Source organism: Streptomyces narbonensis, from assembly GCF_014649015.1.
GTDB lineage: Bacteria > Actinomycetota > Actinomycetes > Streptomycetales > Streptomycetaceae > Streptomyces > Streptomyces narbonensis.
This window is the reverse complement of record NZ_BMSF01000015.1, coordinates 63,295-81,624: the sequence shown is the minus strand read 5'-3', so window position 1 is coordinate 81,624 and position 18,330 is coordinate 63,295. Positions and strand designations below refer to the sequence as shown.

Genomic DNA, 18,330 nt, shown 5'->3' with positions numbered 1-18,330 from the left:
ACGCCGCCCTCACGGCGTGACAACGGCCCGGGCATGCCGCCATCCGAGTGGATGGCGGCGGCCCGGGCCGCGTGCTGTCCGTACAAGCGGATCTGAATCCTTACGGTGCCGAGTGACCCACAGGCCCGTCTCCTCGTTCCCCCGTACGGGGGACACGGGGGAATACACATCAGATCCGACATCGAGGTGTACGCGATGGCCCCACCGGACAACGACGTGCTCTGGGCGCGTTCCCTGCACTGCGCCCTGGGCGGTTCGGACGCCCTCAGCGGCGTCTCCCTCGGCGTCCGCGAGGGCGAGATCCTCGCCCTCGTCGGCCCGCGCGGCAGCGGCAAGACCACCCTCATGCGCTGCCTGTCCGGGCAGCTCGTCGCCCAGCAGGGCGAGGTCTGGTTCAACAGCAGCCCCGTCCACACCCTCGGCCAGGCCCAGCGCGAACGGCTCCTCCGTGACCGCTTCGGCTGGATCGCCCCCGAGCCGGGCCTCGTCCCCGAACTCACCGGCTGGGAGAACGTCGCCCTGCCCCTGCTGCTCCGCGGCGCCTCCCACCGGGCCGCGAAGACCGCCGCCGCCGAATGGCTGGAGCGCCTCGACATCGGCGTCTGCGCCCGCAAGCGCCCGCACGCGCTCACCCACTCCCAGCGCCAGCGGATCGCGATCGCCCGCGCCCTCGTCACCACCCCGTCGGTGCTCTTCGCCGACGAGCCCACCGCCACGCTGCACCGGGCCGACGGGGCGCAGGTGCTGCGCACCCTGACCGCCGCGGCCCGCTCGCACGGCATCACGGTGCTCCTCGCCACCCTCGACGGCGAGGTGGCGGCGCTCGCCGACCGCACGGTCGCCCTCCTCGACGGACGCCGGGTCGGCACCGTCCCCCCGGCTTCAGGGGCGGAGGGCGTCACCGCGTGCTCGCTCTCCGTCTAGCCCGCGGGACCCACCCCCTCGTCCTGACGCGGCGGCTCCTCGTCGCCGCCGCGGCCGCGGGGGTGGGTTTCCTGCTGCTCTGCACCCTCGGATACGCCGTCGGGCACCCTGCCCAGTCCTCGGCCTCGGTCCTGCGCCTGCTGTGGTGCGTCCTGCCGCTCGCCGCCACGGTCCAGTTCGCCGTGGCCGTGGCCCGCACCGACCCCAGCACCCGGCCGCGCCCCGGACTCTCGGCGGTCGGCCTCGGCCCGGTCCGGCTCACCGCCGTCGCGGCGGCGTCGACGGCGGTCGCCTGCACGCTCGGCTCGATGGTCGCGCTCCTGTTCTACCTGCACCTGCGCGGCGACATCACGGGCCTGCCCTTCGACGGGGCCGCGGCCGAGCTGCTCGCCGCCGACCAGCCGCTGCCACTGGCCGCCGCCCTCACCCTGCTGGCGATCCTGCCGGTCGTCGCCGCCACGGCGGCGGGCCTCGCGCTGCGCCCGCGCTCCGCTCCCGCCGAGCCGGAGGGCGTCGAGAAGCCGGTGCCGTCCGGTCTGCCCTGGGGTGTCGCCCTGGTCGCCGTCGGCCTGGCCATCGAGACGTACGCCGGCCGCAGCGGTCCGGGGGACGGCCTCCCGCTGCCCGGTCGCTTCGACGGCAACCCCGCGGGCGTCCTCGCCGGCTGGGTCCTCACCGCCTTCGGCCTCGCCCTCGCGGGCCCGGGACTCACGTACGGCTGCGGCCGGCTCCTCCAGGCCGTCCGGCCGGGCGCCACCCGGCTGCTCGCGGGCCGCGTCCTGATGGACGAGTCCCGCCGTATCGGCCGCCCGCTCGGGGTCGTCTCCGCCGTCCTCTCCGGGACACTCGCGGCGGCCGCGCTGTACGCCTCCGACTCGGGTCCGGCCGCCTTCGGACCGCTCACCGGGCTCGGCGCCGCCCTGGTCATGGCCTGCACGACGGCGACGCTCCTCACGGCGGCACTGGAGTCCAAGCAGTGCCGCGCGCACACCACCGAGGCGCTCCTGCGCCTCGGCGCCCCGCCCACGGTCCTGCGGACGGCCGCCCTGATGCGGGCGGGCGCGCTCCTCGCCGTCTTCCTGCCGCTCACCTGGATCGTGGCGGAACTGGCGGCCCTCCCCCTGACGGGCTGACCCCCGACGGGCCGGAGCCGCCCGGCCGGGACCGGCGGCACCGGAGCGGCGCACGACAGGCACCGCCCGTGGCCTGCCCGGCCACCCTCGGGATGTTCCCGGCTCCGCCGCGCGGCGGAGGGGGACCCGCCCACGGGCGGACGCGTCCTCGGTCCCGGGCCGGAAGGCCCGGGCCATGACACCGAAGACACTGACGGCCACGTGGCCTTCCTGGGCGGGCCGCGCCGCTCTCGTGTGGTCGCTGCTGTACGCCGCAGGGGCGCGCTGGCCGCCGTCACGGGCCCCGCGTTCGGATACGCGCTCCTCGGCAAGGGCACCGGCACGGGACCCGAGACGGCCTCGGCAGCGCTCTACGGGACCGCGGCCGTCCTCGCGTACGCGCTGCTCCGCCGGCCGGGCGTCCGATGGCTCTCGACAGCCGCCTGGGCCGTCGTCGCGCTCTGTCTGACCTCGGGCTTCGCCGCCCTCCTCAGCCCCCTCCACCTGCTGTTCTTCCTGTCCCGCAACCAGCCGCCGGTCGACTGGGCGGCCCTGGTCAACCAGACCGTCGCCGTCCTCGGCGCGATCCTCTGGGCCTGCGCCGCCCTCGCCCACCGCCGTCACGCGTGCTGAGGGGTGTCCTGCCGATCGGGCCGGATCAGGGAGCGGCGCTGGTGTCCCCGGCGCCCGCCAGCACCACCACGTCCTCCACCCGGAACTCCACCGCGACCCCGGCGCCCTCGGCCGGCGCCAGGCTCAGCGGGAACTCAGCCTCCAGCGCGGGCCCGTCCGCCGGCCGGAGCCGTACGGCGACGCGGTCGCCCCGGAAGGTCCGGGACTCGACCGTCCAGTCCCGGGGCCCCTCCCCCGCGAGCCGCACCCCGCCGGGCCGGACGAGCAGCCGCCGCTCGCCCTGCTGCGAGCCCTCCGGCACCGGGATCCGGCCCCACGCGGTCTCCGCGACGCTCCCGCTCACCCGCGCCGCCACCACGTTGTCGAAGCCCAGGAAGCGGGCCACGAACTCCGAGGCCGGCCGTGACCACACCTCGACGGGTGCACCCGACTGGGCGATCCGCCCGTCCCGCATCACGACGACCCGGTCGGCGAGCGCGAAGGCCTCGCCCTGGTCGTGGGTGACGGCGAGGACCGTCGTCCCGAGCCGCCCGAAGAGCTGCCGCAGCTCGACGACGAGCCGCTCCCGCAGGCCCCGGTCGAGCTGCCCGAGCGGCTCGTCCAGCATGAGGAGCCGGGGCCGCGGCGCCAGGGCCCGCGCCAGCGCCACCCGCTGCTGCTCGCCGCCGGAGAGCGCCGAGACGGAGCGCCGCTCGGCCCCGGGAAGCCCGACGAGTTCGAGCAGGTCCCGTACCCGCTCCGCCTGCTCGGCCTTGCCCGCCCCTCGCATCCGCGGCCCGAAGGCGATGTTCCCGCCGACGTCCCGCTGCGGGAACAGCTGGTGATCCTGGAACATCAGGCCGACACCCCGCCGGTGCACCGGCACCCCCGCCTGGTCGGCGCCGGCCAGCAGCACCCGGCCGCCGTCCAGCGCCTGGAGCCCCGCGACGGCCCGGAGCAGCGTGGACTTGCCGCTGCCGCTGGGCCCGAGCACACACACGATCTCGTGCTCGGCGACCTCCAGGTCCACGGCGTCGAGCGCGGCCCGCTCCCCGAACCGTACGGTCGCGTCCTCGATCGAAAGCATCAGAACTCCCCGGAGGTCCGGTCGGTGCGCAGCCGTTCGAGCAGGAGCAGGGACACCGCGCACACCACCATCAGAATCGTCGAGAGGGCCATCGCCTGGCCGTAGTTGAGCTCCCCCGGCCGCCCGAGGAGCCGCGCCACCGCCACCGTCAGCGTCGGGCTGTCCGGCCGCGCGATGAAAACGGTCGCGCCGAACTCGCCGAGCGACACGGCGAAGGCGAACCCGGCGGCGACTAGCAGCGCCCGCCGCACCAGCGGCAGGTCCACCTCCCGCCAGGCCCGCCACGGCGAGGCGCCGAGCACGGCCGCCGCCTCCCGCAGCCGCTCGTCCACGGCCCGCAGCACCGGCAGCATCGTCCGGACGACGAAGGGCACGCCGACCAGGGCCTGCGCGAGCGGTACGAGGATCCAGCTGGCCCGCAGGTCGAAGGGCGGCTCGTCGAGCGTGATGAGGAAGCCGAAGCCGACGGTGACGGCCGACACCCCGAGCGGCAGCATGAGCAGCCCGTCGAAGCCGCGTACGAGCCGCCCGGCGCGCCTGGTCAGCGCGGCGGCGGCGAGCCCGCCGACGACGAGGGCGATCAGGGTGGCGACGACGGCGTACCGCAGCGAGTTCCCGATCGTGTCGAGCAGGGGCACGAGGAAGGTGCCGGACGGGTCCGTGGTCTGCAGGGCCCGGTAGTAGTCGAGCCCGTATCCCTGGGAGGTGGCGAAGGACCGCTCGACGAGCACACCGAGCGGCAGCACGATCAGCAGGGCGACGGAGAGCAGGACGGCGGCGAACAGCGCCCACTGCCCGATGCCCCGGGGCCGGCGCGCCGTCTCCTCGGGCGCCACCATCCTCAGCGCGCTCTCCCGCCGGCGGACGGTCCTGGCGTGCACGGCGAGGACGGCGCCGACGGCGACGAACTGCACCATGGTGAGGACGGCCGCCGTCGTCAGATCGAAGCGGACGACGGTCTGCCGGTAGATCTCCGTCTCAAGGGTCGAGTACGTGGATCCGCCGAGGATCTGGACGACGGCGAAGGAGCTCGCGGTGAAGAGGAAGACCATCAGCGCGGCCGCGGCGACGGACGGGGCCAGCGCCGGCAGCGTCACGGTCCGCCAGGCCCGCCAGCGGGCGGCGCCCAGGACCCGCGCGGCCTCCTCCTGGCGCGGGTCGAGCTGCGCCCACAGGCCGCCGACGGTCCGTACGACGACGGCGTAGTTGAAGAACACATGGGCGATCAGGATCGCCCAGACCGTGGTGTCGAGCCGCACGCCCCACAGCTCGTCGAGGAGCCCGCCGCGACCGACGAGCGCCAGGAAGGCCGTACCGACCATGACGGTCGGCATCACGAAGGGCACGGTCACGACGGCGCGCAGCAGCCCCTTGCCGCGGAAGTCGAAACGCGCGAAGACGTACGCGCCGGGCAGGGCGATCAGCAGGGTGAGACCGGTGGAGGCGAGGGCCTGCCACAGCGTGAACCACAGGACGTCGAGGATCTCCGGCCGGCTCAGCGCCTCGCCGAACCGCCCGAACTGCCACACCCCGTCGACCCGCAGCCCGCGCTCGACGATCGAGACGACGGGCCAGGCGAAGAAGAGCGCGAAGAAGGCGACGGGCACGACCATCAGGCCGAGCCGCGCCGCGCTTCCCCGGCGGTCGGGGACTACTTCAGAACGAGCGACGACCACTGCTGGATCCACGGGTCACGCTTCTCGGCGATCTTCTCGGGCGCCATGGTCTCGGGCTGCTCGACGACCACCCCGTGCTTGGTGAAGAGCTCCGGCAGGGCCGCGTCCTTCGCCACCGGGTTGACGAACATCTGGAGCGGCATGTCCTCCTGGAACTTCTTCGAGATCAGGAAGTCGATCAGCGCCTTGCCGCCCTCGGGGTTCTTCGCCCCGTTCAGCAGGCCCGCGAACTCGATCTGCCGGAAGCAGGTGCCGGTGGAGACCCCGGTGGGGGCCACCTTCGGCTGCGGCTCGCCGTAGAGCACCTCGACCGGCGGGCTGGAGGCGTACGAGACGACGAGCGGCCGGTCGCCCTTGGCCTGCTTGCCGCCGGCCGAGCCGGAGAACTCCTGGTTGTAGGCGAGCTCCCAGCTGTCGACGGTCTTCACGCCGTTGGCCTTGAGCTTCGTCCAGTAGTCCTGCCAGCCTCCCCCAGAGGCTTCGCCCTGGGAGGCACCCCCACGATCGCCGTACTTCGCGGCCGTACCGAGGAGGAAGCCGAGGCCCGGGGAGGACCGCTCGGGGTTCTCGACGACGAGCAGGTCCTTGTAGGCGGGCTTCGCCAGGTCGTCGAAGGTCACCGGCGGCGCCAGCTTCTTGTCCGCGAACCACTTCTTGTCGTAGTTGACGCAGATGTCACCGGTGTCGATCGGCGTGACCCGGTTCTCCTTGTCGAGGCGGTACGTGGCCGGGATCCGGTCGACGCCCTTCGCCTCGTACGGGACGAAGATCCCGTTGTCGAGGGCGCGGGACAGCAGGGTGTTGTCGACGCCGAAGAAGACGTCGCCCTGCGGGGAGCCCTTGGTCAGGATCTCCTTGTTGACGGCCTCGCCCGCGTCGCCGGCCTTCAGGACCTTGACCTTGAAGCCGGTCTCCTTCGTGAACTCGGCCAGCACCTCCTTGGAGGCGTTGAACGAGTCGTGGCTCACGAGGGTCACGGTCTTCGGCGCGGGTGCGCCGGTCTTGCCCGCGGCGTCGCGGACCTCCTCCGTGCCGCAGGCGGCGAGGGTGGTGACGCCGAGCGCCGCGACGAGCGCGGCGGCGGCCATTCTCTTCGTGCCGGACGAGATGGTGGTGCTCACTGAGATTCCTCCTGGGTGTGACCAGGAAGAGACGCGGCCCTGCCCGCGTCCGGCGGAAACCGGCCGCGGGCAGGGCGCAACAGCTTGAGTTAACGACCGAACTTCCTACCCAGAATGACCTGGGCAAGGTTCAGAGGGTCTGCGGTCCTACGGTGACCGCACTCTCAGCGCTGTGGCGCTCCCCTGTCGGAATATGGAGATGTGTTCGACCTCAGAGTACAAGGTCAGCGCTCGGAGGCCGCCAGCTGTCCACAGGCACCGTCGATCTCCTGGCCCCGGGTGTCCCGGACGGTCACCGGCACGCCGTGGCGGGCGATGGCGTCGACGAAGGCCTTCTCGTCCTCCGGACGGGACGCCGTCCACTTCGAACCGGGGGTCGGGTTCAGCGGGATGAGGTTGACGTGCACCCGCTTGTTCTTGAGCAGCCGGCCGAGGAGGTCGCCGCGCCACGCCTGGTCGTTGATGTCGCGGATGAGCGCGTACTCGATGGAGACCCGGCGGCCCGACTTCTCCGCGTACTCCCAGGCGGCGTCGAGGACCTCGCGCACCTTCCAGCGGGTGTTCACCGGCACGAGGGTGTCGCGCAGCTCGTCGTCCGGGGCGTGCAGCGAGACCGCGAGGCGGCACTTGAAGCCCTCGTCGGCGAACCGCTGCATGGCCGGCACGAGACCGACCGTGGACACGGTGATCCCGCGCTGCGAGAGGCCCAGGCCGTCGGGCTCGGGGTCGGTGAGGCGGCGGATCGCGCCGACGACCCGCTTGTAGTTGGCGAGCGGCTCGCCCATGCCCATGAAGACGATGTTCGAGAGGCGCGCCGGTCCCCCGGGCACCTCCCCGTCCCGCAGGGAGCGCATGCCGTCCACGATCTGGTGCACGATCTCGGCGGTCGACAGGTTCCGGTCGAGCCCGGCCTGCCCGGTCGCGCAGAACGGGCAGTTCATCCCGCAGCCCGCCTGCGAGGAGATGCACATGGTCACCCGGTCCGGGTAGCGCATGAGCACCGACTCGACGAGCGTGCCGTCGTGCAGCCGCCACAGGGTCTTACGGGTGGTGTCGTCGTCGCACGAGATGTGCCGGACGACGGACATCAGGTCGGGGAGCAGCTCGCCGGCCAGCTTCTCCCGCGAGGCGGCCGGGATGTCGGTCCACTGGGCGGGGTCGTGCGCGTACCGCGCGAAGTAGTGCTGCGACAGCTGCTTGGCCCGGAAGGGCTTCTCGCCGATCGCGGCGACGGCTTCCTTGCGCTCGGCGGGCGACAGGTCGGCCAGGTGCCGCGGCGGCTTCTTGGCTCCCTTGGGGGCGATGAAAGTGAGTTCTCCGGGCACGGGACGGGCCACGATCGGGTGTCTCCTCAGACGGCACGAGGTCCGGACAGCCCCGCGTCGGCGGGAAGCGCGGCATGACGATGCCGAAGCCAGGAGACCTCACTGGAGCGCCCTCGCGGTGGCGAGGACGACGGAAGGGCCCGCGGCGCGCGCGCCACGAGCCCTTCCAGAGTACCCGCTGTCCGTCAACCCTTTCCGACGAAGAGGGCCGGCGGCCGTCACACCACCGGCGCCGCCGGCAGCAGGGAGCCGAGCCGGTCCGTGCTCAGCCGGTGCCGACGAACAAGGCCAGCAGCAGCCACACCACCGGCGCAGTCGGCAGCAACGAGTCGAGCCGGTCCATGATCCCGCCATGGCCCGGGAGCAGCGTGCCCATGTCCTTGATGCCGAGATCGCGCTTGATCATCGACTCGCCGAGGTCGCCGAGCGTCGCGCTCGCCGCCACGGCGAGACCGAGGATCAGGCCCTGCCACCAGGTCCCGTCGTCGATCATGAACTCCATGCACAGCGCGCCCGCCGCCATCGCGAAGGCCAGCGCGCCGACGAGACCCTCGCGGGTCTTGCCGGGGCTGATCCTCGGAGCCAGCTTGTGCTTGCCGAAGCGCCAGCCGACCGCGTACGCCCCGGTGTCGCTGACCACCGTCAGGATCAGGAAGGTCAGCACCCGCTGCGGACCGTCGTCCGCAGTGAGCAGCATCGCCACGAACGTCGCCAGGAAGGGCACGTAGAACGCGGCGAAGACGCCCGCCGTGACGTCCTTCAGGTAACCCTCGGGGGGCTCCGTCATCCGCCAGACGAGTACCGCGAGCGCCGTGAGCGCCATGGCCACCCAGGCGCCCTCGGGGCCCCTGACGTAGCCGGCGACGACCATCGCCGCGCCGCCGACCGCGAGCGGCACCAGTGGAGCCTTGATGGCCTTGCGCTCCTGAAGGCGGGAGGTGAGCTCCCACAGACCGACGACCACGGCGACCGCGATCACTCCGACGAAGGCCGGCTTCCAGATGAACAGCGAGGCGATGATGACGGCACCGAGGCCGACTCCGACCCCTATGGCCGCGCCCAGGTCCCGCCCCGCGCTCTTCTTCTGCCGTGGCGCCGTCGGCGCGGGCGGCGGAGGCGGGGTGGGGCTGGACATGGGCTCCTGCGGGTGCTCGTGCGGCGTCTCGTCACGGAACAGGGGACCGCTCTGGTGAGCGGCCCCCCGGCCGTGACCGTCCTGGAATCCGCCGGCGGGAACGTCGGGCACGATGGGCATGGGCCGAGTCTGCGCCGCCTGATGCCGATCGTATGCGGGACCCGCCGGGGCAGGCCCCTGGTCGGGTCCCCGGCGGTCGGTGCCGCCCGGGGCCCCCCAGGAAGAGTCGTTCATCAGACCTCGAGCAGCTCGGCTTCCTTGTGCTTGAGCAGCTCGTCCACCTGCGCGACGTACTTCGCGGTGGAGTCGTCGAGCTCCTTCTCGGCGCGACGCACGTCGTCCTCGCCGGACTCCTTGTCCTTGACCAGCTTGTCGAGGGCGTCCTTGGCCTTGCGGCGCACGGCGCGGATGGAGACCTTCGAGTCCTCGGCCTTGCCGCGGGCGACCTTGATGTACTCGCGGCGCCGCTCCTCCGTCAGCTCGGGGAAGTTCACCCGGATGATGCTGCCGTCGTTGCTGGGGTTCACACCCAGGTCCGAGTCGCGGATGGCCTGCTCGATGTTGCGCAGAGCGGTCTTGTCGAACGGGGTCACCACCGCCATGCGCGGCTCCGGCACGGAGAACGACGCGAGCTGGTTGATGGGGGTGAGGGCGCCGTAGTAGTCCGCCACGATCTTGTTGAACATCGCCGGGTGCGCACGGCCGGTGCGGATCGCGGCGAAGTCCTCCTTGGCCACCACGACGGCCTTCTCCATCTTCTCCTCGGCCTCGAGGAGGATTTCTTCGATCACCACATGCTCCTGCGTGTCGTCGCTTTGTGTCCTGCACGGTGGGTACGACCGGCAGGGCTCTGTCCATCCCCTTGCGGGGCGGTTCCCGGTTCGGCTGTCAGGCCCGGGTGCCCTGGTCGCTCACGAGCGTGCCGATCTTCTCACCCTTCACCGCGCGAGCGATATTGCCCTCGGTGAGCAGTTCGAAGACGAGGATCGGGAGCTTGTTGTCCCGGCACAGGGTGATGGCGGTGGCGTCGGCGACCTTGAGGTCGCGGGAGAGCACCTCGCCGTACTCCAGCGCGTCGAACTTCACCGCGCCGGGGTTGGCCTTCGGGTCGGAGTCGTAGACGCCGTCCACACCGTTCTTGCCCATGAGCAGGGCCTCGGCGTCGATCTCCAGGGCTCGCTGGGCAGCGGTGGTGTCGGTGGAGAAGTACGGCATGCCCATGCCCGCGCCGAAGATGACCACGCGGCCCTTCTCCAGGTGGCGCACGGCGCGCAGCGGGATGTACGGCTCGGCGACCTGGCCCATGGTGATGGCGGTCTGGACGCGCGAGTCGATGCCCTCCTTCTCCAGGAAGTCCTGGAGGGCGAGGCAGTTCATCACGGTGCCGAGCATGCCCATGTAGTCGGAGCGGGCCCGGTCCATGCCGCGCTGCTGGAGCTCGGCGCCACGGAAGAAGTTGCCGCCGCCGATCACCACCGCGATCTCCGCGCCGTCGCGGACGACCGCCGCGATCTCACGCGCGATGGCGTGCACGACGTTGGGGTCGACGCCCAGGCCGGTACCGCCGGAGAAGGCTTCTCCGGACAGCTTCAGCATGTAGCGGCCGGCCTTTTTGCCGTTGTTGTCGTCGCCCTGTACGGCGCCCTGGTTCATGGAGATCTCCTCGTGCACATACGAAGGAGGCCATTGCCTTGGGTCCTCGCGGGTATCCCGTACGGCAATGGCCTCCTCGTCAGATCTGCGGTCGTCCTGCGCGGTGGCGGACGACTGCCTCAGACCCTACCGGGGTCCGGTGTCCGTCGCGTTCGCGGACGGACTCAGATGCCGACCTTGATGCGCGTGAAGCGCTTCAGGGTGACACCGGCCTCGTCCAGGACCTGCTGGACGGACTTCTTGTTGTCCAGGGCGTACGGCTGGCCGAGCAGCGTGGCGTCCTTGAAGAAGCCGTTGACGCGACCCTCGACGATCTTCGGGAGCGCGGCCTCGGGCTTGCCCTCGGCGCGGGTGGTCTCCTCGGCGACGCGACGCTCGGTCTCGACGACCTCGGCCGGAACGTCCTCACGGGTGAGGTACTTCGGCGCGAAGGCGGCGATGTGCTGGGCGATGCCCTTGGCGACGGCGGCGTCGGCCTTGTCGAACTCGACGAGGACACCGATCTGCGGCGGGAGGTCCGGCATCGTGCGGTGCATGTACGCGAAGACGAAGCCGTCGGCGTACTGCGCGAAGCGGTCCAGGACGATCTTCTCGCCGAGGTTGGCGTTGGCCTCGTCGACGAACGCCTGCACGGTCTTGCCGGCCTCGATCTCGGAGGCGAGCAGCGCCTCGATGTCGGCCGGGGCGGTGGCGGCGACGTGCGCGGCCAGCTGGTTGGCGACGGCCTGGAACTTGTCACCCTTGGCGACGAAGTCCGTCTCGCACTTCAGCTCGACGAGGACACCGGAGGTGTTGTCGTCGGCGATGAGGGAGACCACGGCGCCGTTCTCGGCAGAGCGGCCCTCGCGCTTGGCGACGCCCTTCTGACCCTTGATGCGCAGCGCCTCGACGGCCTTGTCGACGTTGCCGTCGGCCTCGTCCAGGGCCTTCTTGCAGTCCATCATGCCGGCGCCGGTGAGCTCGCGGAGCTTCTTGACGTCAGCGGCGGTGTAGTTCGCCATGAGTCTGTTTCTCTCTCGAAGTCTGAAAGATCGGGCGGGTCCACGGGTGGACGGCGGGGGCTTCGTGAGCCCCCGCCGTCGTCACCCGAAGGTCCTGAAGGGTCAGGCCTGCTCGGCGTCCGCGGCCGGAGCCTCGGTGGCCTCGGCAGCGGCCTCGGCCGGAGCGGCCTCGGCAGCGGGCGCCTCGGCGGCGGGGGCCTCGGCGGCGGGGGCCTCGGCGTCGTCGGCCTTCTTCTCGCCCTCGAGCAGGTCGCGCTCCCACTCGGCGAGGGGCTCGCCGGCGGCCTTCTCGCCCGGCTTCGAGTCACCGGTCGCGGCACCGGAACGGGCGATGAGGCCCTCGGCGACGGCGTCGGCGATCACGCGGGTGAGCAGGGTGACGGAGCGGATCGCGTCGTCGTTGCCCGGGATCTTGTAGTCGACCTCGTCGGGGTCGCAGTTGGTGTCGAGGATCGCGACGACCGGGATCTTGAGCTTGCGAGCCTCGCCGACGGCGATGTGCTCCTTCTTGGTGTCCACGATCCAGACGGCGCTGGGCACCTTGGACATCTCGCGGATACCACCGAGGGTCTTCTCCAGCTTGGCCTTCTCACGCGAGAGGACCAGGAGCTCCTTCTTGGTGAGACCCGAGGCGGCGACGTCCTCGAAGTCGATCTGCTCGAGCTCCTTGAGGCGCTGCAGACGCTTGTAGACGGTGGAGAAGTTGGTGAGCATGCCACCGAGCCAACGCTGGTTGACGTACGGCATGCCGACACGCGTCGCCTGCTCGGCGATGGCCTCCTGGGCCTGCTTCTTCGTACCGACGAACATGATGGAGCCGCCGTGCGCGACGGTCTCCTTGACGAACTCGTAGGCGCGGTCGATGTACGACAGCGACTGGAGCAGGTCGATGATGTAGATGCCGTTGCGCTCCGTGAAGATGAAGCGACGCATCTTCGGGTTCCAACGACGGGTCTGGTGACCGAAGTGGACGCCGCTCTCCAGCAGCTCCCGCATCGTGACGACGGCCATGGCCGTATCTCCTTGGGTTTCTCGGTTGTATTCCTGACGCCCCGACGCGCCATGCCCACAAGGGACCGAAAGGCGCTGCCACAGCCGGTGAGGGTTATGGCGGGGCGTGCGAAGTCGACCCGGTGACCCGAGTCGCCATAGGAAGTGTACGGGACCCCGGGAGCGGCGGGTGACGGCGCTGTCCACAACCGGCGGGTAGTCCACAGAAACCGTCTCCGACCCCTGTGAACCGGTCACCCCGGGGAGCCTTTCCCCATGCACCTCGTGACCTTGCTCCTGACCCTCGGCCTGCTGTGGCCGGTGGGCCCTCCCCCGCCCGAGATCCTCCGCGGCTGGCAGCCCCCGGCGGGCCCGTACGGCCCCGGCCACCGCGGCGTCGACCTGGCGGCGCCCGCCGGCAGTCCGGTGCGCGCCCCGGCGGCGGGCACGGTCTCCTTCGCGGGCCCGGTGGGCGGCCGGGGGGTCCTCACCCTGACCTTCCCGGGCACGGGCGCTCCCCCGCTGCGTACGACCTTCTCCCCGGTGACCCCGCTGGTGAGGGCCGGCACCCGGGTCGCCGCCGGTACGCCCGTCGCCCGGGTCGCACCGGGCACGCACTGCCCGGAGACCTGCCTCCACTGGGGCCTGCTCCGCGGCAGGACGTATCTGAACCCGCTGCTCCTGGTCGGAAGGGCGCCGTCCCGGCTCCTGCCGGTCGGCGGCGGATCAGGGTCGGACAGGCCCTAGGGGCGACGGTCAGGCCGGGGAGCCGTTGACGCCGTGGAGGGCCATCGCGACCGCCGCCTCGGCGATCTGCGTCGGGTCTTCCGCGGCGCCGAGCTCGATGCGGCGGACGGCCGCGTCGACGACGCCCTGGAGGAGCATGGCGCCCAGGCGGGGCTCGGGCTGACCGAGGGCGGCGAGGGCTTCGACGATCATGGCGACGAGGCCACCGTGGGCCGCGCGGATCTTCTCGCGGGCCCCGTCGTCCAGCTCGCTCGCCGAGATCGCGACGACGGCCCGGTGGCGCCGGTCCCCGACCAGGGCCAGCTGGGTGCGGACATACGCCTCGACCTTGCCCTCGGGCGTCTCGGCGCCCGCCATGGCGGTCTCGACCTCGGCGGCCCAGACGGGGAAGTCCACCGCGCACAGCTCTTCGACGACGGCCGCGCGCGAGCGGAAGTACTCGTACACCGAGGACCGGGCCAAGCCCGTGCGCTCGGCGAGTGCGGGGAAGGTCAACGCCTCCGTACCGCCCTCGGACAGCAGGGAACGCGCGGCGTCCAGCAGGGCGCCTCGCTGCATCGTCCGGTGCTCGGCCACGGAGGCCGCTCGAATCCTGGGCACGGCTCCACTGTACGACCGGCTCGGGGCGGCTCAGCGTCCGACGTCGGCCAGCTTGGCGCGGAGCTGGAGGACCGACTTGGTGTGGATCTGGCTGACGCGGCTCTCGGTGACGCCGAGGACGTGGCCGATCTCGGCCAGCGTGAGGCCCTCGTAGTAGTAGAGCGTGACGACGGTCTTCTCCCGCTCGGGGAGCGTGTTGATCGCCCGGGCGAGCAGCCTGCGCAGCTCGCGGCCCTCCGCGACCTCGACCGGGTTGTCCGCCGCCGTGTCCTCCAGGGTGTCCATCAGTGAGAGGCGGTCGCCGCCCTCTCCGCCGACGTGCAGCAGCTCCTCCAGGGCCACCACGTTCGCCAGGGACAACTGGCTGAAAACCGCGTGCAGTTCCTCCAGCGTGACGTCCATCTCCGCGGCGACCTCGCTCTCGGAGGGCGTGCGCCGGAGCTGGGCTTCGAGGGTCGCGTAGGCGCGTTCGACGTTGCGCGCCTTCTGGCGGACGGAGCGCGGGATCCAGTCGAGGGCGCGGAGTTCGTCGATCATGGCGCCGCGGATGCGGGTGATCGCGTACGTCTCGAACTTGATGGCGCGCTCGACGTCGAACTTCTCGATGGCGTCGATGAGGCCGAAGACCCCGGAGGAGACGAAGTCGGCCTGTTCCACGTTGGACGGCAGCCCCACGCTGACGCGTCCGGCGACGTACTTGACCAGCGGCGAGTAGTGCAGGATCAGCTGCTCCCGCAGCCGCTCGTCGCCGGTGTCCTTGTACGAGCGCCACAGCTCGTCGAGCGAGGTCGGTGCGGGTGGTCGCACGGCGCCCCGGGCTGCTGGGGGCACCGCAGCGCGGTCAGACCCGGAGGTGTGCTGGGGCATGCGTTGCCTTGAGCCGTTCTGCTGTCGGGTGTGTCGGTGGAGGTGTCCTGTGGGGTGTCCTTGAGGGAATCCTGGTGAGCGTAGCGTGAGTGCGCCGTCGCGGTGCGCGAACATCGGTGGATCGCGCCGGTCCGGGTGGACGCCGTCGGCCACATCTTCGAACCCGGGCCGTGGCGCGTGTCGACCCCTCGGATTCGGCCGAGAGAACTCGGTTGCTCATCGGATTCACCCTGTCACCCGAATGCGCCAGGTCAAGTATCGCCTCGCCGCGCGTTCGACGGCTGTGTGGCGGTGTTCGTCAACTGCCAGCCCGCTTCGTACCGTTCGACGAAGCCGAGGGAGTGCAGTTCGTACAGCTTCACGAGGGTGTCATCGGGGGTGGTTCCGGCTCGTCGGGCGATGACGGTCGTGGGCGTGGGACCGCGGGCGGGGACGGCTTCGAGGATGTGCGCGGTGGCGGGCGCGAGCAGGTCGCGGGGGAGGACGGGTCCGCGTCGGGCAGGGGCGAGTTCGCCCATGTCGCCGACGAGTTCGACGATCTCCTGTGCGTCGGTGACGAGGGTGGCGTCGCCGCGGAGCAGCTCGTGGACGCCGGCGGAGAGCGCGCTGGTGACGGGGCCGGGGACGCCCATGGTGTGGCGGCCGAGGCGGGCGGCGGCGCGGGCGGTGACGAGGGAGCCGCTGCGGTGCTGGGCCTCGACGACGACGGTGCCGCGGGTGAGGGCGGCGATCACGCGGTTGCGGAGAATGAACCGGCTGGGGGTGGGGTGGCTTTCCGGCGGCAGTTCCCCGACGACGAGTCCTTGTTCCGCGATGCGGCCGATGAGCCCACCGTGGCCTCGGGGATAGGGGGTGTCGACCCCGCAGGCGAGGACGGCGACGGTGGCTCCGCCGGCGGCCAGGGCGCCGCGGTGGGCCGCGCCGTCGATGCCGTAGGCGGCGCCGGAGACGACGACCCAGCCCTCTCGGGCGAGGCCGGTGGCGAGCTCGGCCGCGATGTGGGCGCCGTAGGGGGTGCAGGCGCGGGCTCCGACGAGGGCGACGGAGCGCAGGGCCCAGGTCCGCAGGTCGGCGGGGCCTCGGAGCCAGAGGCCGAGCGGGCGGGCGTGGCCGAGGTCGTCGAGTTGACGGGGCCATTCGATGTCGCCGGGGATGAGGAAGCGTCCGCCGAGCCGGTGGACGGTGTCGAGGTCGCGGGCGGGTTCGGCGGCGGTGGCACGTCGCCGCCAGCCGTCGACGCGTTTCGCTCCGGTGCCGGGGAAGGGGTCGTCGCCGGGGTGGAGGAGCCGGTCGAGGAAGCCGGTCGCGCCGTGGTGCCGGAGCCACCGGCCGGCGTGCTCGTCACCGGGTTCGACGGCCCGGGTGAGGGTCGCGCGGGCGATTCGCTCGTCCGTGGTGGCGGTCATGCGCGCTCCCCCGCTCCCACGGGCACCCCGCGGGCGATGCCGGTGCGCATTTCGAGCGCGAGGGCGATGTCCCCGCTGTCGGGCCGGTCGTGTCCGGCGAGGTCGGCGACGGTCCAGGCGACGCGCAGGACGCGGTCGAGGCCGCGGGCGGTGAGGAGTCCCCGTTCGATGTCGCGTTCGGCGGCGGCGAGGGCACCGGGTGCGGCGAGATAACGCGTACGGAGTTCGTGACCGGGGATCTCGCTGTTGACGCTCCAGGGGGTGTCGGCGAGGCGGGCGGCGGCGCGGGCTCTGGCCTCGTGGACGCGGGCGGCGACGGTGGCGGTTGCCTCGCCCCGGCCGCCCAGTCCGAGGAGGTCGGCGCGGGTGACGGGTTCGGCCTCGACGCGCAGGTCGACGCGGTCGAGGAGGGGGCCGGAGAGGCGGGCCTGGTAGCGGCGGACGAGGGAGGAAGGACATTCGCAGCCGGCGCCCTGGAGGGTGTGCCGTCCGCAGGGGCAGGGGTTGGCGGCGAGGACGAGGAGGAAACGGGCGGGGAGACGGACGACGCCCGCGGCTCGGGCGATCACGACGTGTCCGGATTCGAGGGGCTGGCGGAGCGCGTCCAGGACCTTGCCGGAGAACTCTGGGGCTTCGTCCAGAAAAAGGATGCCGCGATGTGCCAGGGAGACGGCACCGGGCCTGGGAAGGCCGTTTCCGCCGCCGACGAGGGACTGCATCGTGGCGGAATGGTGCGGCGCGCAGTAGGGGGCGCGGCGCACGAGGGGTTCGCCCGGCGGGAGGATGCCGGCGACCGAGTGGACGGCGGTGACTTCGAGGGACTCCTGCCGGGTGAGGGGCGGGAGGATGCCGGGGAGCCGCTCGGCGAGCATGGTCTTCCCGGCGCCCGGAGGGCCGGACAGCATCAGGTGGTGGCTGCCGGCCGCGGCGATCTCCAGGGCGTGGCGGGCGCGGTGCTGCCCGGCGACATCGGCGAGGTCAGGGCCCCCGGTCGGGTCTGCGCCGGGGTCGGCGGCGAGTCCGGTGCCGATGCCGGCGCCGGGGACGAGGAGTCCGGCGAGCATGGCGTCGGGCCGTCCCTCCTCGGTGGGTTCCTCGTCGGGGACGGGTTCGTCGGTGAGGACGGCGATCAGCTGGCGGAGGGTGCGGACGCCGAGGACGGAGACGCCGGGGACGAGTGCGGCCTCGCCCGCGGTCTGTTCGGGGACGACGACCTGGCGGTATCCGGCCTCGGCTGCGGCGAGGACGGCCGGCAGGACGCCTCGGACGGGCCGGACGCGGCCGTCGAGTCCGAGTTCGCCGATGAGGACGAGGTCGGCGATGGTGCGGGGGTCGATCCGCTCGGCGGCGCCGAGGACGGCGGCGGCGACGGCCAGGTCGAAGCCGCTGCCGCTCTTGGGGACGGACGCGGGGCTGAGGCCGACGGTGAGCTTCTTCTGGGGCCATTCGGCGCCGGAGTTGACGACGGCGGCCCGGACGCGGTCGCGGCTCTCGCTGAGGCTCTTGTCGGGGAGGCCGACGAGGGTGAAGGCGGCGACGCCCGGTTCGAGGTCGGCCTGGACCTCGACGACGACGCCTTCGACGCCGACGAGGGCGACGGAGCAGGTACGGGCGAATCCCATCAGGCCACCCCCTGGGCGTGGGTGAGGACGGGGGCGCCCTTGCGGGGCAGGACGATGCCGACGAGGTCGATGCGGACGCCGCCCGCGGGGGCGGGGGTGCCGCTGCGGTCGAGCCAGCAGGCGGCGAGACGGCGGAGCCGCTCGGCCTTGGTCGGGGTGACGGCGGCCATCGGATGTTCATAGGCGCCGTGGCGTCGGGTCTTGACCTCGCAGATGACGAGGGTGTCGCCGTCACGGGCGACGATGTCGATCTCTCCCGACCGGCCGCAGCGCCAGTTGCGGGCGAGGATGTGCATGCCGGTCGCGGTGAGCCGACGGGTCGCCAGCTCTTCCCCGTACCGTCCGAGGGCTTGGGTCCTGTTCATGCGGTACCACCTCCGTCACCGACTGTGACGGAGTGCGCCGGACCGTGTGCGGCCCTGTGGAGGGCCTGGGCGCTGTGGAGAACTCGC

At 72.2% G+C, this 18,330-nt stretch carries 18 protein-coding genes; 4 read left to right on the top strand and 14 right to left on the bottom strand.

Annotation, left to right across the window (positions count from 1 at the left end; translation table 11 throughout):
• Positions 1–195: 195 nt before the first annotated feature.
• The 3 genes from IE124_RS26160 to IE124_RS26150 all read left to right on the top strand — a co-directional run bounded on the left by IE124_RS26160 (position 196) and on the right by IE124_RS26150 (position 2,669).
• Positions 196–924, top strand: a complete 729-nt coding sequence (locus tag IE124_RS26160; RefSeq protein WP_189510950.1) for an ABC transporter ATP-binding protein — start codon at positions 196–198, stop codon at positions 922–924.
• Positions 906–2,057 (top strand): hypothetical protein, encoded by a 1,152-nt coding sequence (locus tag IE124_RS26155; RefSeq protein ID WP_189510941.1) that lies wholly within the window; start codon positions 906–908, stop codon positions 2,055–2,057. The genes IE124_RS26160 and IE124_RS26155 overlap by 19 nt, the downstream gene beginning before the upstream one ends.
• A gap of 234 nt (positions 2,058–2,291) precedes the next feature.
• Positions 2,292–2,669 (top strand): hypothetical protein, encoded by a 378-nt coding sequence (locus tag IE124_RS26150; protein WP_189510939.1) that lies wholly within the window; start codon positions 2,292–2,294, stop codon positions 2,667–2,669.
• Positions 2,670–2,694: 25 nt separating this feature from the next.
• On the opposite strand, the gene IE124_RS26145 is transcribed toward IE124_RS26150, so the two are convergent.
• The 9 genes from IE124_RS26145 to rpsB all read right to left on the bottom strand — a co-directional run bounded on the left by IE124_RS26145 (position 2,695) and on the right by rpsB (position 12,657).
• Positions 2,695–3,735: an ABC transporter ATP-binding protein gene (locus IE124_RS26145; protein ID WP_189510937.1), complete on the bottom strand. Its 1,041-nt coding sequence runs from the start codon at positions 3,733–3,735 to the stop codon at positions 2,695–2,697.
• On the bottom strand, positions 3,735–5,348 hold the full coding sequence (locus IE124_RS26140) for an ABC transporter permease (RefSeq protein ID WP_189511100.1): 1,614 nt from the start codon (positions 5,346–5,348) through the stop codon (positions 3,735–3,737). The genes IE124_RS26145 and IE124_RS26140 overlap by 1 nt, the downstream gene beginning before the upstream one ends.
• A gap of 38 nt (positions 5,349–5,386) precedes the next feature.
• Entirely contained in the window at positions 5,387–6,499 is a 1,113-nt protein-coding gene (locus IE124_RS26135; protein WP_189511097.1) for a thiamine ABC transporter substrate-binding protein, read from the bottom strand.
• Between the two features lie 257 nt (positions 6,500–6,756).
• Entirely contained in the window at positions 6,757–7,869 is a 1,113-nt protein-coding gene (rlmN, locus tag IE124_RS26130) for a dual-specificity RNA methyltransferase RlmN (protein ID WP_055641103.1), read from the bottom strand.
• Positions 7,870–8,122: 253 nt separating this feature from the next.
• Positions 8,123–9,226 carry a phosphatidate cytidylyltransferase gene (locus IE124_RS26125; protein WP_189510935.1) on the bottom strand — a complete coding sequence of 368 codons (1,104 nt, stop codon included), beginning with the start codon at positions 9,224–9,226 and terminating at the stop codon, positions 8,123–8,125.
• The gene (frr, locus tag IE124_RS26120) at positions 9,226–9,783 is read right to left on the bottom strand and encodes a ribosome recycling factor (protein WP_150265645.1); all 558 of its coding nucleotides are present in this window, start codon (positions 9,781–9,783) and stop codon (positions 9,226–9,228) included. The genes IE124_RS26125 and frr overlap by 1 nt, the downstream gene beginning before the upstream one ends.
• 97 nt (positions 9,784–9,880) lie before the next feature.
• A complete protein-coding gene (gene pyrH, locus IE124_RS26115; protein ID WP_055646001.1) occupies positions 9,881–10,645 on the bottom strand; it encodes a UMP kinase in 765 nt (254 codons plus the stop codon).
• Between the two features lie 164 nt (positions 10,646–10,809).
• Positions 10,810–11,646, bottom strand: coding sequence for a translation elongation factor Ts (gene tsf / locus IE124_RS26110; protein WP_189510933.1), 837 nt, complete (start codon positions 11,644–11,646; stop codon positions 10,810–10,812).
• Positions 11,647–11,748: 102 nt separating this feature from the next.
• The gene (rpsB, locus tag IE124_RS26105) at positions 11,749–12,657 is read right to left on the bottom strand and encodes a 30S ribosomal protein S2 (RefSeq protein ID WP_189510932.1); all 909 of its coding nucleotides are present in this window, start codon (positions 12,655–12,657) and stop codon (positions 11,749–11,751) included.
• Between the two features lie 255 nt (positions 12,658–12,912).
• Here rpsB and IE124_RS26100 point away from each other — a divergent pair, with 255 nt between their 5' ends.
• Positions 12,913–13,383 (top strand): murein hydrolase activator EnvC family protein, encoded by a 471-nt coding sequence (locus tag IE124_RS26100; RefSeq protein ID WP_189510930.1) that lies wholly within the window; start codon positions 12,913–12,915, stop codon positions 13,381–13,383.
• Positions 13,384–13,392: 9 nt separating this feature from the next.
• On the opposite strand, the gene IE124_RS26095 is transcribed toward IE124_RS26100, so the two are convergent.
• From IE124_RS26095 to IE124_RS26075, 5 genes are all read right to left on the bottom strand, one after another.
• Positions 13,393–13,941, bottom strand: coding sequence for a TetR/AcrR family transcriptional regulator (locus IE124_RS26095; RefSeq protein WP_150274316.1), 549 nt, complete (start codon positions 13,939–13,941; stop codon positions 13,393–13,395).
• 72 nt (positions 13,942–14,013) lie between these two features.
• Positions 14,014–14,850, bottom strand: a complete 837-nt coding sequence (gene whiG / locus IE124_RS26090) for an RNA polymerase sigma factor WhiG (protein ID WP_189510928.1) — start codon at positions 14,848–14,850, stop codon at positions 14,014–14,016.
• Positions 14,851–15,101: 251 nt separating this feature from the next.
• Entirely contained in the window at positions 15,102–16,256 is a 1,155-nt protein-coding gene (gene dprA / locus IE124_RS26085; protein WP_189510926.1) for a DNA-processing protein DprA, read from the bottom strand.
• On the bottom strand, positions 16,253–17,878 hold the full coding sequence (locus IE124_RS26080; protein ID WP_189510924.1) for a YifB family Mg chelatase-like AAA ATPase: 1,626 nt from the start codon (positions 17,876–17,878) through the stop codon (positions 16,253–16,255). Before IE124_RS26080 ends, dprA begins: the two co-directional genes overlap by 4 nt.
• Positions 17,878–18,243, bottom strand: coding sequence for a YraN family protein (locus IE124_RS26075; RefSeq protein ID WP_189510922.1), 366 nt, complete (start codon positions 18,241–18,243; stop codon positions 17,878–17,880). Before IE124_RS26075 ends, IE124_RS26080 begins: the two co-directional genes overlap by 1 nt.
• Positions 18,244–18,330: the final 87 nt, after the last annotated feature.